The sequence below is a fragment of the Kitasatospora sp. NPDC056184 genome, assembly GCF_042268405.1.
In the GTDB taxonomy this organism is placed as follows: Bacteria; Actinomycetota; Actinomycetes; order Streptomycetales; family Streptomycetaceae; genus Kitasatospora.
Window position 1 is genome coordinate 73,815 of the sequence record NZ_JBHJUI010000031.1, and the last position, 13,866, is coordinate 87,680.

The following is a 13,866-nucleotide window of genomic DNA, read 5'->3' on the forward strand; positions in this document are numbered from 1 at the left end:
GAAGGTCAGTCGATGTAGCCGAGGGCTTCGAGGCGCGCGGCCACCTCGTTCTGCTCGTCCGCGCTGTACGGTGCCGCCACCGGGGCCGCCGGGACCGCCGTCCGCTCCAGCGCGCGGAGCACGCCGTCGACGCCGTCCTCCGAGGCCTCGGGGGCCGCCTCCGCCGGGTCGAACGGCGAGAAGCCGGCCAGCCGGGGCAGCACGCCCTCGGCGTACAGCTCCATCGAGCGGATCGCCTCGGGGCCCACGATGTCGCCGAAGGCGAACTCCCCGAACAGCGTGTTGAAGCAGCCCTCCCGGGCGGCGGCCTCGATCCGGTCCGCGACCGTCGCCGGGGAGCCGACGAACACCAGGTTGTGGTCCAGCAGGAACTTGAAGTCGTGGCACCCGGCCAGGATGTCGGCGGTGCTGAGCCTGCTGGCCGGCGCGGCCGGGGTGCCGGAGCGCTGCACCGAGCCGTAGCGCAGGGTGTTCACCAGCGCGTCGTGGACCTGCGCCTCGGCCCGGGCCTCCGCCTCGGCGTCGGTCTCGGCCACGTGCACCAGGCTCCAGTAGCCGATGTTCGGCTCCCCCGACCAGCCGGCCTCCCGCCACCAGTCGACGAAGTGCCGGTAGACGGTGGCCGTCGCCGCGCGCGGCACGATCATCGTCGAGGCGGTGTGGCCGCCGATCGAGGCCAGGTGGCGCAGGATGGACCGGTCCCCGGTCGGGATCCACAGCGGCGGGTGCGGGCGCTGCACCGAGCCGAAGGACAGCTCGACGCCGCGCAGCTGGTGGACCGGCCCGTCGAAGTCGAACGGCCCGTCCGCCGCGAGGGCGGTGCGCAGCAGGTCGGCGCACTCGCGGTTGAGGACCTTGCGGTTGGCGAAGTCGGCCCCGAACGGCACGAACGGCTCGTCGCTGACCCCGGAGGCCAGGCCCACCTCCAGCCGGCCGCCGAGCAGCTGGTCGAGGGTGGCGACCTCCTCGACGATGTGCAGCGGGTGGCGCAGCGGCGGGACCCAGCCCATCGGCCCGACCCGGATCCGCTCGGTGCGCAGCGCGGCGCCGGTGGCGAAGGCCACCGGGGAGGACATCCAGCTCTCCCGGGGCGTGCAGTGGTGCTCGACCGAGAAGGCGTAGTCGAAGCCGAGCCGGTCGGCGGCCTCGACCTCCCGCCACAGCTCGTCGTAGCGGGCCCGGACGGTGAGGTTCTCGCGGCCCCAGACGTGGGAGAAGTAGGCGGTTTTCATCAGCGGCTCCAGAGGGGTTCGGGGGTGGCGGCGGGGGCCGGGACGGAGGTGGCGACGCGGTCGGCCGCCGCGTAGAAGAGGTCGACGCAGGAGGCGAGGACGGCGATCTCGGCGAGCGAGTCGCCCGCGCGGGCGCCGCCGGGTCCGCCCGGGGCGGTCCGGCCCCGGCCGAGCCGCCGGGCGAGCTCGTCGACCTGGCGCCGGTACTCGGCGCCGACCGGCTCCTCGGGCAGCGGGACGTCCTCCTCCCGGCCGCGCCGCAGCACGGTGAGCGAGGAGCGGGCCAGGCGGTGCGGGCTGAAGCCGAAGGTGCCGCGCAGCACGGCGACGCCCTCGGTGCCCTCCACGGTGATCACGGTGCTGTCCAGCGGCTGGTGCGAGGCCCACCGGGACTCCAGGGTCACCGCCACCCCGGTGGCGGTGAGCAACAGGCCCCGGGCGGTGTCCTCGACGCGTTCGGCGGGCGGGCCGGACGCCTCCCCGGCGGGGCCGGCGGTGCGGGCGCTCCAGTCGGCGGCGCCCTCCGCGCGGCCCAGCCAGTCGCCGGACAGCGTGCCCAGGACCCGGGTGACGGCGGGCCAGCCGAGCAGGTCGAGCCCGACGTCCAGGAGGTGCCAGCCGAGGTCGAGCAGGGCTCCCCCGCCCGCCAGCCGGCGGTCGGTGAACCAGCCGTCGCGCTGCGGGATGCCCGCCGCCCTGGTCCAGTTGAGGCCGAGCGCGCGCACCTCGCCGAGTTCCGGCAGCAGGGCCGCCAGCGCCCGGACGTCGGCGCGGTGGCGGGCGGCGCTCCAGGCGTGCACCCCCGCGCCGGAGACGGCGGCGCTGCCCAGCTCGCGGGCCTCGGCGCCGGTCCGGCAGACCGGCTTCTCGACGAACACCGGCACCCCGCGCCGCAGCAGCGCCCCGGCGGCCGGGACGTGCAGGTGGTTGGGCAGCGCGACGACGGCGGCGTCCAGCGGGACGTCCGCGAGCTCCTCCGCGCGGGCCGCGACCCGGACCGCGCCGCCGGGCGGCGCGAGGGCGCGGGCGGCCGCCGGATCGGCGTCCACCACCGCCGTCAGCTCGAAGTCCGGGTGCTCCGCCAGCAGCGGCGCCCAGACCTCGCGGGCCACCCAGCCGGCGCCCAGCACGGCGGTGCGCAGGGGCGCCCGCGGGCGGCTGCGGGGTGCGGTGCTCAAAAGCGCGCACCTCCGTCCACCACGAGGGTGTTGCCGCTGACGTAGGAGGCGCCCGGGGAGAGCAGGAAGGCCACCGCGGCGGCGACCTCCTCGGGCTCGCCCAGCCGCCCGGCGCCGATGAACTTGAGGACGAGGTCGCGCTCCTCCGGCGAGAAGTCCATGACCTCGGCCCGGATCGCGCCCGGCGCCACCACGTTGACGGTGATGCCGTGCTTGCCGACCTCGCCGGCCAGCGAGGCCGCCCACGGCTGGAGGGCGCCCTTGGTGGCGGCGTAGGCGCTGTGGCCGGGCAGGCCGCTGGTGCCGGCCCGCGAGCCGAACAGCACGATGCGGCCGTACTTGGCGCGCATCATCGGCCGCAGGCAGGCCTTGGCGAGGTTGACCGAGCCGGCCAGGTTGACCTGGAGCAGGGTGTCCAGCGCGGCGGCGTCGGTGGCCATCGCCAGCCGGCGGGTGCGCAGCCCGGCCGCGGCGACCAGGCCGTCGATCCGGCCGAAGCGGTCGAGCGCGGTTCCGGCCAGCCGTCCGGGGCCGTCCGGGTCGGACAGGTCGGCCTGGACGGGGATCAGCGTGCCGCCGGCCGCGGCGACCTCGGCGGCGAGCTTCTGCACCCGCTCCTCGCCGCGGTGGTAGCCGGCGATGACGGTGGCGCCGAGGGCGGCGAGGTGGCGGGCGCAGACCCGTCCGATGTCCCCGGAGGCTCCGGAGACCACGACCACCCGGCCGTGCTGTCCCATGCTGTCCGCGATGCGTGCGGAAGTGTCGCCCATCAGTCGGCCTCCTTCGCAATGACGAGATGACAGGGGGTGCCCTCGATGGGCAGTCGGCGGACGATGTCGGCGCCCGCCTCCGCCAGCCCCGCGGCGAGCGCGTCGAGGGTGGGCCAGTCGGTACCGCCGTGGGTCAGCCAGTCCAGGGCGAGTTCGGCGCCGCCGGCGAGGTCCGGCGCGGGGCCCGCGGCGGACGGGTCACCGGACGGGGCCACGGGCGGCAGGAAGACGTCGTCGACCAGCAACCGCCCGCCGGGGCGCAGGAGTTCCAGCAGCTCGCCGAGCCGCGCGCCGGAACCCGGGTCGTGCACCGCGTTGGCCACCACGACCAGGTCGGCCCCGCCGCGCGGCGGCCGCGGCCCCAGGGTGGCCCGGCCCTGCTCGACGGCCGCCCGCACCGCCGGGGCGGGCGGGCCGGCCAGCCGGCCGGCCTGCCAGAGGTGGCCGGTGGCGGCCGGGTCGGCGGCCAGCAGGCGCTCCAGGTAGCGGCCGGGGCCGGCGGTGACCTCCACCAGCCGGGCGCCGGGGCGCGGGCGCAGCAGCCGCAGGCCCAGGGCGGTGCGGGCGCGGGCGGCCTGGCCGCTCATCGCGCCCTGGTAGGCGCGGACCAGCGCGGCGTGCCCGGGGTCGTCGGCGGGCCGGGTCTCGAAGGCGCGCCCGGCCAGGCCGGTGCGGGCCGCGGCGACCAGCGCCTCGCGGGTCACCAGGTCGCGGGAGAGGAGTTCCTCCAGCTCGACGAAGGCGGTCAGCTCGGCGGCCGGGACGCGCGGCCCCTGCGGGTTCGCGGAGCCGTCCCCGCCCCCGCCGTCGGCCGTGGCGTCGAGCAGGCCGAGCGCGGTCGCGGTGTCCAGCAGCAGTTCCAGGGCGCGCGGGTCGCAGTCCGCCGCGGCGCTCAGCTCGGCGAGCCGGACGCCGTCGGCGAGCGCGTCCAGCAGGCCCAACCGGTGCAGGGCGAAGAGCAGTTCGGCGGCCTTGTAGGCGCGGGCCGCGGCGAGCGCGCGCGGGGTGAGCCGGTAGCGGGGCGCGGCGGCCGCCTTGCCGGCGGCGGTGCGCGGCAGGGCGGCGCGCAGCACGAAGCTGTCGGGGACCTTGTACGGGGCGAGGTGCCGCTCGGCGTGCGCGCGCAGCTCCTTCTCGTCCGGGCCGCCGGAGGCGACCACCACCTCGGCGACGATGCCGTCCTCGCCCTCGTGGGCGCGGCGCCGGGCGCCGACCCGGACCTCCCGCACGCCCTCGTGGCCGCGCAGCACCGCCTCGATTTCCAGCGGGGCGACCCAGCGGCCGCCGCGCCGCACGGCGGTGCCCTCGCGGCCGAGGATGCGCAGGGTGCCCTCGTGGGAGAGCGCGAGGTCCCCGGTGTCGTGCCAGTCGGGCAGCGCCTCGGTGCGGATCCGCAGCAGACCGGGCCCGTCCCCGGCGTCGGCGCCGGTGGCGCGGTCGACGAGGCGGGCGGTGACCCCGGGCAGCGGGGAGCCGACGCTCAGCGGGGCGAGGCCGGCCGGGCCGGCGAGCACGGCCCCGAGTTCGGTGGAGCCGTAGTTGCGGGCCAGGCCGATCCCGTAGGCCTCCTGGAACAGCGCGTCCAGGGCGGCGTCGACCGGTCCGGCGCCGACCATGGCGATCCGCAGCGCCGGGGCGGGCGGCGGCTCGTCGGGGGCGGCCCGGCGGGCCTTCAGCCGGCGGCGGGTGGCGAGCAGCCGGGCGGTGGCGGGCACCAGCGCCAGGACGGTGGCGCCGGCGGCCAGTTCGCGGCCTGCCTCGCCGAGCGCGGTGGGCTGCACCGGGCGCAGGGAGGCGCCGGTGAGCAGTCCGCCGCAGAGCCAGCCGAGCGCGTACGCGTGCGAGAGCGGGACCGGCAGCAGCAGGACGTCGCGCGCGGTGAGGCCGACGCCGTCGCGGTAGCGGCGGGCCTCGGAGAGCCAGCTCGCCTCGGGGCGCCGGACCAGCTTGGGCGCGCCGGTGGAGCCCGAGGTGGGCAGCAGCACGGCCGGCCCGTCCACGGCCTTGCGGCCGGGGGTGCCGAGCAGCTTCCCGGTGCCGGGCTCCAGCAGCCGCCCGCCGCCGGCGGCCGCCAGCAGCCGGGCGACCTCGGCGTCGGGGGTGTCCGGGGCGACCGGCAGCGGGCGGGCGCCGGCCGCGAGCAGCGCCAGCAGATCCACCACCCACCCGCTGCCGTTGGGCTGGCGGAGCACCACGGCCTCGCCCTCGACGCCCTCGGCCGCGAGCGCGTCGGCCGCTGCCCGGGCCCCGGCCAGGAGGCCGCCGGCGGTCAGGCCCGGCAGCACCTCCCGGTCGGGGTCGAGCCGGCCGACGGCGCCGAGCAGCGTCTGCGGGCCGGGCCCGGCCCGGTCAGACATCGGCGCCCGCCAAGTAGTCGGCCTTGGCCCGCTCGATCATGCCGCGGATCCGGGGCGGGGCGTAGGTGGGCGCGGCGCACAGCTCGTCGAGGGTGATCTCGTCCTCGAAGTACATCGAGAGGGTGTCCCAGGGGGTGAAGCAGCCGTGGCAGGCGCTCAGCCGGGGCTTCGGCGCGAGCAGGGCCTGGTAGAGGCCGCTGGAGCCGAGCTTGTCGAGGACCGCCTCGGCCTCGTCGGAGAGCACGTTGCCCATGTCGGAGAACCAGATGTTCGGGCAGGGGGTGACCACCCCGTCGCTGAAGGTGGAGACCACCAGCCGGGGCAGGTGGCAGCGGAAGGTCCGGCGGCCCTCGTGGTAGAAGCTCAGCAGCCGGTCGAAGTACGGGCGCGGCGGCAGGATGCCGGCGAACTCGTCGTAGCGGCGCACGAGTTCCTCGATGTGGCCGATCTGGTCGGGCCGCACCTTGAAGGTCTCGGAGTCGGGTCCGCGGACCGGGAACGGGAAGAAGGTCGGCTGGTTCTCGAAGCCGGAGAGCCAGCCGGCGAACTCACTCAGCTCGGTGACGCTGCGGTCGTTGAGGACGCCGTAGATCTCCACCGGCAGGCCGGACTCCAGGATCCGGGCGATGGTGCGGACCACCTTGGTGTGCAGCGACTCGGACTGCACCCGGTAGCTGTTGCCCTGGTAGAGGTGGCTGTCCAGGGAGATCTGCAGGACGACGTTGCCGAACGAGCGCAGCCGGGCCAGCTGCTCGTCGTTGACCAGCACGCCGTTGGTCTGGACGACCAGCACCTCGTAGTGGGCGGACTGCTCCTCCAGGAAGTCCATGACGCCGCGGACCAGGAAGATCTCACCGCCGGTCACCTTGAGCAGCGGCAGGTCGAAGCGGCCGTGCAGCCGGTCGGCGACGGTGTTGATCCGCCGGCCGAGGTCGGTGGTCGGCGAGTAGTCGTCGCGCTTGGGCGGGTCGAAGATGAGCTTGAGGGAGTGGCCCTCCTTGAGGTTGCTCTGTCCGGTCAGGCAGTAGGTGCAGCTCAGGTTGCACGAGTCCTCGTTGATCACGAGGTCGTTACCGATCAGGGGGAGCGGCGTGGACGGCATGGGGGTCTCGGTCCTTTCGCGGGCGGTCGGCGTGACGGGCGCGCTGGTCCGATCGGGCGGGGTCAGCCGGGCGGGCCGGGCCGCAGCCAGTGGCGGTCGGCGTACGGGTGCCCGGCGGCGGCGCCGTGGGCCCGGGCCCGGGCCAGCAGCGCGTCGCGCAGCGGGCCGGGCCCGCCGAACAGCGCGACGGCCTGGCCGGTGTAGTGCTCGGCGCCCGCCAGCCACCGGTCGAGGTCGGCGGGGGTGAGCGGGTCGCAGCGGGCCACCAGGCCTGCGTGGTCACGGTGGCGCAGCGGGTAGGGGAAGTCCTCGTACCAGGCCGTGCCGGGGGCGGCCAGTTCTTCGACGGCGGCGCGGACCAGCGCGTGGTCCACGTGCCGGCCGACGGCGAGCGGGGCGTGCAGCCGGGTGCCGGGCGGGCACCAGGGGCGCAGGGCCCCGGCGACCGCGGCCGGCAGCACCGCGTCGTCGGGGTGGGGAGGGCCGAACAGCCGGGGGGCGGCGCGGTAGCGCGGGCGTCCGGCGGTGGTGCGCAGGGCGGCGTCGGGCAGGCCGAGGGAGATCCGGGTGACGCCGAGGGCGGCGAGGGCGGCGCGGTCCTCGCGGCGGCGGACGGCGGGTTCGGCGATCAGCCGCCAGCCGTCCGGCCCGTCCGACCCGTGCGCTCCGTCGGCCGCATCGGCCGCGTCGGCTCCGTCGAAGACCGTGACGACGGTGACCGGGAGGCCGGCGGCCGTCCAGCGGGCGATCCGGCCGCCGAGCGACCAGACCGCGTCGTCGGGGTGCGGCGAGACCACCACGTGCCCGGGCGGCGCGCCGCTCACGGCGCGCCCGCCGTCACGGCGAGGACGGCCTCGGCGTACCGCTCGGGGCTGCCCTCCGGGCCGAGCAGGGCGGTCAGCGCCCGCACCGAGGGCCGGGGGTGCAGTTCGGCGAAGCGCGCGAGGTTGCGGTCGTGCTGCTCCCAGCGGTCCGGGCGGGCGTGGCTGAGGTGCACCCCGAAGGCCCCCGGCACCAGCCGGCGGCGGGCGCCCAGGTCGTGCAGCCGGAGTCCGAGTTCGAGGTCCTCGCAGCCCCAGACCCGGCCGAACTCCTCGTCGAACCCGCCGGACTCCCGCCACAGCGCCCACGGCACCGCGGAGTTGGCGCCGATCAGGCCCAGCCACGGGGCGATGTCCGGCACCGTGCCGTCCGCCATCGCCTCGACGGCCCGCTCCAGCGCGTTGGCCACGGTGCGCCGGCGCGGGTTGCGGTCCGGCGGCGCGGCGGGATCGCCGAGCCCGGCCGCGAGCTCCCGCACCGTCTCCGGGGGGGCGTCCGCGACCTCTCCCAACAGCCTCACGGAGGTCGGGAGTTCACGCATCCGCCCGTGCAGGAAGCAGTCGGGCGCGACGGCCTCGGCGTAGGCCGCGAGGAAGCCCGGGCCGACGATCACGTCGGCGTCCAGGAAGACCAGCCAGTCCACCCCCTCCGCCGCCGCGGCCCCGGCGTTGCGGGCCGCCGCCCGGCCCCGGCCGGGGCCGGGCACCACCCGCAGCGGCAGCCAGTCCCGGGCCTCGCCGAGCAGCCCGGCGAGGCCCTCGGCACCCGGCCCGGCCGGATCGTTGTCGTCGACCACGACCACCCGGTGGCCGGGGGCGCCGGTCTGCGCGGCCAGGCAGGCGAGCGTCACCCGCAGCCGCTCGTGGTCGCCCCGGGTGGGGATGACCACGGCCGCCGGTCCGGCCGGGGCGGAACGCGTGCGTGGGTGCATCGGGTCGGCCTTCCGCGTACGGGGCGACCGGCACGGCCCGCCGCACACCGGCCGCCGGGAGACGCCGGGCGGACGCCGGGAACGCAGACGGGCGCACTGCCGGAATACGGGGGGATCAGTGCGTGAAGAGGCACGGAGAACAGCCGTCGGCGCGTCATTCCTCGGCGAGCGGCACGCCCCGAGACTCTAACGGCGGGCGCGCGAAGTCAACCGGGCGAGCGGAATCACCCAGTACTTTTCGGAAACGCACCGCCCGTCACCGGAAAGGATCTTCCGCGGCCGACCGGCCCGGTGACCGCGATTCCGCTTTCCGCGGTAACCACCGGATGACGGACGATCAATTACCCGGCCCGGCAGGGCGGAAGATCGCCGGAATTCGGTCATCCTGCCGTGTACCGATATCGCTGCGAAATGCGTAGTGTTACGGTCGGCCCTGGACCGCCGGTCATCGGCGCACGCCGTGCGCCGGTGGAGACCGGCCCCCCACCACCGCACTCCCCTCCGGCGGATCCCCGGGCGGCGCAACGTCCCGGACCCGGAACGCAGGTGCTGTCCACTCTGGAGGCAAACCCTGTGCCACCCACGCCCCGTGCCCTCGTCATCGGTATCGACGGGGGAACCTTCGACGTCATCGACCCGCTGATCGCGCGGGGCCTGCTCCCGAACCTGGCGGGACTGCTCCGCACCTCCGCCGTCGCCCGGACCACCACCACCTGGCCCGCGCACACCGCGCCGGGCTGGAGCACCTTCGTGACGGCGGGCCCACCCGGCGGGCACGGCATCTACCAGTTCTACGACACCCAGGAACCCGAGTACCGGGCCCGGGTCACCCAGGCCGGCGACCTCGGCCGGTCCTCGGCCTGGGACTGGCTGGCCGCCCAGGAGTACACCCTGGGCCTGATCAACATCCCGATGTCGCACCCGCCCGCCGACCTGCCCGGCTACCAGATCAGCTGGCCGCTGGAGCGGACCCTGCGGCACTGCCGGCCGGACTCCCTGCTGCGCGAACTCGCGGCCGCCAAGGCCCACTTCCAGTCCGACCTGGCCACCATGTTCCGCGGCGACATGGGCTACCTGGAGCAGGCCGAGCACAATGTCGAGGCCCGGGTCCGCTCGGTGCGCCACCTGATGACCACCCGGCCCACCGACGTGGTGATGGTCGTGCTGACCGAGGCCGACCGGGTCGGCCACCACTACTGGCACTTCGAGGACCCGGCCCACCCCCGGCACGAGCCCGCCCCGGCCGGCAGCGGCTGGGAGCTGGCCAACACCCGGGTGTACCGGGCGATCGACACCGCCGTCGGCGAACTGCTCGCCCTCGTCGACGAGGACACCGCGGTCACCGCGGTCTCCGACCACGGCCTCGGCCAGGGCCGGTACGGCCTCGCCGTCCACCGGATCCTGGAGGAGGCGGGCCTGCTGGCCACCGAGCCGGGCGACGCGCCCGCCGACGGCGCGGCGAGCTGGTTCGCCTCGGGCGGCCGCCGGATCGACTTCGCCCGCACCGCCGTCTACATGCCCGTCCCCGGCAGCTACGGCCTCAACCTCAACCTCCGGGCCCGGCAGCTGCGGGGCATCGTCGCCCCGCGCGACCGGGACCGGGTGAGCGCCGAGGTGGCCGCCCTGTTCGAGGGCCTCAAGGGCCCCACCGGCGACCCGGTGTTCCGGGCCGTCCTGCCCAGTGCCGAGGCCTACCCGGGGCCGCTGCGCGGACGCGCCCCCGACCTGCTCCTGCTGCCCGCCGACGAGTCCGTCCTGCCCGTCACCGACCTCACCGGCGAGCTCTGGCAGCCCAGCGCCCAGACCGGCCTCCACCGGCACGAGGGCATCTGGGCGCACCGCTCGCCGCGCACCCGCCCCGGCCGGCTGGACGGGACCGTCCCGCTCGCCGACACCCTGCCCACCCTGCTCACCGACCTGGGCGCCGCCTGGCCCGACGACGTCGAGGGCCGACCGCGCACCGAGATCTTCACCGAGGACGTGCCCGTCCCCCGGCCCGACCCCCGGCTGGCGGCCCGCACCGCCACCGCACAGCCCTCCGAGGCGGCCACCCGCGCCGCCGAGGAGGAGGACGACTACACCAGCAGCCGGCTCCGCGAGATGGGTTACCTCTAGCGACCGGCCACACCGACGGAGGAATGAGCGTCATGCAGGAAACGCAGGACACGCAGGACACCAAGGCCCGGCTGCGCAAGGTGCTCGTCGACTCGCTGGAGCTGTCCATCGCCCCCGCGGACATCCCCGACCGCGGGCTCGTGGACGCCCTGGGCCTCGACTCCATCAACACCATCGAGTTCCTCATCTGGGTGGAGAGCGAGTTCGGCGTCGAGATCGCCGACGAGGACCTGTCGATCAAGCTGATCGACGACCTGGACCTGCTCGCCGAGTACGTCGACAGCCGGATCCGCGGCGACCGGACCACCGCCGGCACCGCGGCCTGACCAGGAGCCCCCGATGCCTCAGCCCGTCGACATCGACATCAGCCCCGCGACGCCGCGCCGCAAGCCCGGCGAGTTCGCCATCTCCCTCGACCCGAGGATCACCGACCCCGGGCGCTTCCGGGTCAGCTTCCTGATCCTGCTCGACGGCGACCTCGTGATGTCCCCCGAGCACCTCGGGGTCGCCTACATGACCAGCGTGCTGCGCAGCGTCGGCTTCACCGCCGAGATCCGCGAGGTCGAGCACGGCGCGGACCCCCACGCCGCGGTCGTCGAGCACCTCCGCGAGTACCGGCCCGACCTGGTCTGCTTCACCCTGATGAGCCTCAACCTGACCAGCTGCGTCAGCCTCTGCCAGGACATCCGGCAGGCCCTGCCGGACGTCCCGATCGCCTGCGGCGGCCCGGCCGGCACCTTCGCCGGGCTCGACGTGCTGCGCAACAACCCCTACACCGACGTGGTCGCCGTCGGCGAGGGCGAGCCCACCATCCTCGACCTGGTCCAGCGGCTCTACCTCGGCGAACCGCTCACCGACTGCCCCGGCGTCTGCTACCGGGACGCCGACGGCGGGCTCCACCAGAACCCGGCCCGGCCGCTCATCCACGACCTGGAGGTGCTGCCCTTCCCGGCCCGCGACCAGCTCAGCCAGCACGGCGACAAGCTGGAGTACGTCCGGGTCAGCACCAGCCGCGGCTGCGTCGCCAACTGCGCCTTCTGCTCGGCCCCGCACCTCAAGAACCGGGTGCAGGCCGGCAAGGCCTGGCGCGGGCGCGGACCGGAGCAGATCGTCGAGGAGGTGGCGCAGATCGTCGAGCGGCACCAGTTCCGCACCATCGACTTCGTCGACTCCACCTTCGAGGACCCGGACGGCGGGCGGGTCGGCAAGAAGCGGGCCGCCGCCATCGCCCAGGGCCTGCTCGACCGCAACCTCGACATCTACTACAACGTCTGCATGCGCGCCGAGAACTGGCGCGACACCCCCGAGGACCACGCCCTGCTCGACCTGCTCACCGCCTCCGGGCTGGAGAAGGTCAACGTCGGCATCGAGGCCGGCACCGCCGAGGAGCTGCTGCTCTGGGAGAAGCGGGCGACCGTCGAGGACAACGTCACCATCATCCGGATGCTCCGCGAGCACGGCATCTACCTGGCGATGGGCTTCATCCCGTTCCACCCCTACGCCACCGTCGACACCCTGGTCGCCAACGCGAAGTTCCTGCGCGACAACGCCGGGCACAACCTGCGCCGGATGACGGAGCGGCTGGAGATCTACCCGGGCACCGCGATCGTCCGCCGGATCGAGGGCGAGGGGCTGCTCTGGGACAACTACCACGAGACCCTCGACCCGTACGGCTACGACTTCGCCGACGAGCGGGTCGGGCTGCTGGCCAAGCACTTCGCCCGGCTCTACAACAACGACGACTACCACCGCAACGGCGTCATCACCGACCAGTCGGCGGTCTTCGAGTTCGAGACCTACAACGTGGTGATGCAGACCTTCATCTCCCGGCTGCACCGCCGGTTCGGGAAGCTGCCCGGCGTGAACGAGGTGATGGAGGGCTTCAAGGCCACCGTGCACGCGGTCCGCCAGGAGATGGGGCAGTTCAACTACAGCTTCTTCATGTCCAACCTGGAGGCCGTGATGAACGACTCCCTGGACCGGGACAAGCAGGACCGCCAGGTCGTGGAGGTCGAGGAGTACTTCCGCGCCCGGCTCGACCAGCTCCGCTCCGAGCAGCTGCGGGTCGGCAAGCGCCTCACCCGGCTCGGCGCCCGGGTCATGGAGATCAGCTCCACCCTGCCGAGCTTCGGCCCGGGCGGGCTGCCGCGCAGCTACAGCGGCGAGGGCAGCGGTGCCACCTGGTGAACCCGGCGCCACCGGCCGGATCGCGGTGTGCAGCCTCAGCAGCCGGGAGCTCCTGGAACCGCTCTCGGCCCTGCCGGACGTCGCCATCGCCGGGACGCTGATGACCGCCAACCTCGGTATCGAGCAGCTGGTGCGCACCATCGCGCACCGGCCCTCGATCCGCGGCCTGGTCGTCTGCGGACGGGACTCGCCGCGGTTCCTGGCCGGGCAGAGCCTGGTCGCGCTGTTCCGCGAGGGGCTCGACGCCGAGCGGCGCCGGATCCGCGGCGCCGCCGGCTACCTGCCGGTGCTGCGCACGGTGGCGCTGCGGGAGGTGGAGCAGGTGCGCGCCCGGGTCGAGCTGGTCGACGCCCGCGGCGAGTGCGATCCGGCGGTGCTGCGCCGGGTGGTCGCCGAGCTGTCCGCCCGGACCGCCGCCGCGCCGGACCTCCCCGGGCTCCCGGGGTGGTCCGGCGACGGGCCGGCGGGCGCGGAGGAGGGCCGGCGGCCGGTGTTCCGCCGGCTGCGCCCGGGCGGGCGCCGGGTGGGCATCAGCCGGTCGCTGGACGGCTTCGTGGTCATCGGCCTGGACCGGGCCGCCCACCGGATCGTCCTGCGGCACTACGACAGCGACCTGACGCCCCGGCACGAGATGACCGGCGTCCGCGCCGAGTCGATGCTGCTGGGCCTGCTGTCCGCCGGCGTCGTCGCCGAGCCGGCCCACGCGGGCTACCTCGGCGGCGAGCTGGCCAAGGCCGAGACCGCCCTGCGGCTCGGCCTGACCTACGTCCAGGACCTGCCGCTGCGCGCCCCGGGGCGGGCCGGCCGGACCGCGACGGCCCGCCGAAGCGAACGAGAGGACGCCCCGACCATGGGTGACGCGACGCCGAGCCCCTACAGCCTCCCGGAGTTCCTCTCGGCCCTGGTGGCCGGGCTCGGGGTGGAGGGGGTCGAGCTGGACCCGGAGGTGCCGCTGGGCACCCAGCTGCTGGTGGACTCGACCCGGCTGATCGAGCTGGCCATCGTGCTGGAGGAGGAGCTGGGGCTGGACCTGCCGCCCGACCTCAACCTGCGCCGGGCCAGCCCGCTGGACCTCTACGGCGCCCTCACCGGCTGACGGCCCGGGCGGGGGGGGGGCCCGGTAGGGTGGGCCCCCCCCCCCGGCCGCGGCCCGGCGAGGGGCCCCCCCGGCG

The 13,866-nt window shown here is 75.6% G+C and carries 11 protein-coding genes; 4 read left to right on the forward strand and 7 right to left on the reverse strand.

Features of this window, described 5'->3' with window-relative positions; all coding sequences use genetic code 11:
• Nucleotides 1-5 precede the first annotated feature (5 nt).
• The 7 genes from ACFC0B_RS36470 to ACFC0B_RS36500 form a co-directional block, all read right to left on the reverse strand.
• Nucleotides 6-1,232, reverse strand: a complete 1,227-nt coding sequence (locus ACFC0B_RS36470) for an LLM class flavin-dependent oxidoreductase (protein ID WP_376096268.1) — start codon at nt 1,230-1,232, stop codon at nt 6-8.
• Nucleotides 1,232-2,410, reverse strand: coding sequence for a Gfo/Idh/MocA family protein (locus ACFC0B_RS36475; protein WP_376096271.1), 1,179 nt, complete (start codon nt 2,408-2,410; stop codon nt 1,232-1,234). Before ACFC0B_RS36475 ends, ACFC0B_RS36470 begins: the two co-directional genes overlap by 1 nt.
• Nucleotides 2,407-3,180 (reverse strand): SDR family NAD(P)-dependent oxidoreductase, encoded by a 774-nt coding sequence (locus ACFC0B_RS36480; protein ID WP_376096274.1) that lies wholly within the window; start codon nt 3,178-3,180, stop codon nt 2,407-2,409. The genes ACFC0B_RS36475 and ACFC0B_RS36480 overlap by 4 nt, the downstream gene beginning before the upstream one ends.
• Nucleotides 3,180-5,537 carry an AMP-binding protein gene (locus ACFC0B_RS36485; RefSeq protein ID WP_376096277.1) on the reverse strand — a complete coding sequence of 786 codons (2,358 nt, stop codon included), beginning with the start codon at nt 5,535-5,537 and terminating at the stop codon, nt 3,180-3,182. The genes ACFC0B_RS36480 and ACFC0B_RS36485 overlap by 1 nt, the downstream gene beginning before the upstream one ends.
• Nucleotides 5,530-6,639, reverse strand: a complete 1,110-nt coding sequence (locus tag ACFC0B_RS36490; RefSeq protein WP_376096280.1) for a radical SAM protein — start codon at nt 6,637-6,639, stop codon at nt 5,530-5,532. Before ACFC0B_RS36490 ends, ACFC0B_RS36485 begins: the two co-directional genes overlap by 8 nt.
• Before the next feature lie 62 nt (nt 6,640-6,701).
• Entirely contained in the window at nt 6,702-7,463 is a 762-nt protein-coding gene (locus ACFC0B_RS36495) for a PIG-L deacetylase family protein (protein ID WP_376096283.1), read from the reverse strand.
• On the reverse strand, nt 7,460-8,392 hold the full coding sequence (locus tag ACFC0B_RS36500; protein WP_376096286.1) for a glycosyltransferase family 2 protein: 933 nt from the start codon (nt 8,390-8,392) through the stop codon (nt 7,460-7,462). The genes ACFC0B_RS36495 and ACFC0B_RS36500 overlap by 4 nt, the downstream gene beginning before the upstream one ends.
• A 573-nt stretch (nt 8,393-8,965) precedes the next feature.
• Between ACFC0B_RS36500 and ACFC0B_RS36505 the strand changes: the two genes are divergently transcribed.
• Genes ACFC0B_RS36505 through ACFC0B_RS36520 form a run of 4 tightly spaced genes read left to right on the forward strand, consistent with a single transcriptional unit; the run spans nt 8,966 to nt 13,790 of the window.
• The gene (locus ACFC0B_RS36505) at nt 8,966-10,507 is read left to right on the forward strand and encodes an alkaline phosphatase family protein (RefSeq protein ID WP_376096289.1); all 1,542 of its coding nucleotides are present in this window, start codon (nt 8,966-8,968) and stop codon (nt 10,505-10,507) included.
• Between the two features lie 32 nt (nt 10,508-10,539).
• Nucleotides 10,540-10,833, forward strand: coding sequence for a phosphopantetheine-binding protein (locus ACFC0B_RS36510; protein ID WP_376096292.1), 294 nt, complete (start codon nt 10,540-10,542; stop codon nt 10,831-10,833).
• Nucleotides 10,834-10,846: 13 nt separating this feature from the next.
• On the forward strand, nt 10,847-12,694 hold the full coding sequence (locus tag ACFC0B_RS36515; RefSeq protein ID WP_376096295.1) for a B12-binding domain-containing radical SAM protein: 1,848 nt from the start codon (nt 10,847-10,849) through the stop codon (nt 12,692-12,694).
• Complete coding sequence (locus ACFC0B_RS36520; protein ID WP_376096298.1) at nt 12,681-13,790, forward strand: hypothetical protein; 1,110 nt, start codon at nt 12,681-12,683, stop codon at nt 13,788-13,790. Before ACFC0B_RS36515 ends, ACFC0B_RS36520 begins: the two co-directional genes overlap by 14 nt.
• Nucleotides 13,791-13,866: the final 76 nt, after the last annotated feature.